Source organism: Clostridium sp. DFI.5.61 (assembly GCF_024462915.1).
Lineage (GTDB): Bacteria > Bacillota > Clostridia > Oscillospirales > Oscillospiraceae > Lawsonibacter > Lawsonibacter asaccharolyticus.
Window position 1 is genome coordinate 1 of record NZ_JANGBZ010000119.1, and the last position, 1,105, is coordinate 1,105.

The 1,105-nt window shown below is 64.0% G+C and carries 1 protein-coding gene; it reads right to left on the reverse strand.

Annotation, left to right across the window (positions count from 1 at the left end; genetic code table 11):
• Positions 1-1,091 (reverse strand): S-layer homology domain-containing protein (locus tag NE584_RS19295; RefSeq protein ID WP_256183543.1); only part of this gene is annotated, 1,091 nt, incomplete at its 3' end.
• Positions 1,092-1,105 lie beyond the last annotated feature (14 nt).

Here is a 1,105-nt window from a genome sequence, read left to right on the forward strand (position 1 = left end):
GCCTGGCTGATGACAAAGATGGGATTCTCAGCGGCCCAGGCCTCCAGGGGAGCGGCACCCTCGCCGTAGCCCGCCAGATAAAACTCTCCAAAGGTGGAGAACACGTTGATGCCAGCCTCATTTCTGCCGCTCTTCAGGAAGGCAATGGCGGCGTCCATGTAGGCCTTCTCCTCCGCCGCGCTGCCCCAGCCCTCCGCGCCGGGCTCCAGTACGAACAGAGCCTCGCCCTTCTGGTCCATCAGGTCGATCCACCCCTCGTCCTCCAGGAACTGCTGGGTATCCACGCCATTGGGCACCGCGATCACGGTGAAGTAGGAGCGGATGGACGCCTCCTCGGAGATGTACACCGTCACCTGGCGGTCACCCTCCACATCGATGTTCTTCGTGAACCAGCCGGTCAGCGGCAGCTGGGCCGCCTGGGTCCAGTCCTTCTCCAGCGCCGTGATGGTGTCCAGATCCACGCCGCCCAGCTCATACAGCCGCACCGCCACACCCGCCGTGTTGGCCCGGCTCACCGTGCTCTTGGGGGACAGCTTGCCGTCTACCGCCTGCATCACACCGCTGGACAGTGCCCAGGACATGGCCTCGCTGGCCCAGCTGTCCAGCTCCCCGGCATCGGCGTAACCGGCCAGGTTCGCAGAGGCGCTGACCACCGCGTCCTTATACTGCGCCGCAAACTTGGACGCCATCACCGCCATCTCCTGGCGGGTGATGGTCTGGTTCACACCGAAGCTTCCGTCCTCGTAGCCCGCCGTGATCCCCTGCTCCACCGCCCAGGTGGCCGCCTGGGCAAACCAGTCACCCGTCTTCACGTCGGTGAAGGTGTCCTTGCTCTGCACCGCTGGCTGTCCCGCCATCTTGTACAGCATCGTCACCCACATGGCCCGGGTGATGGTGCTCTCCGTATCGAAGGTCTTCCCGCTCACGCCCGCCATCAGGCCGTAGTAGTTGGCGTCCATCACATCCTCGTAGTAGGATGCGCTCCGGCTCACGTCCTGGAACTTCTGCTCCGGCTGATACGCCGCGCTTCCAGGCACCGCCATGGCCAGAGACAGCGCCGCCGCAGTGGACACAGTCACAAATCTCTGCATCTTTCTTTTCATCT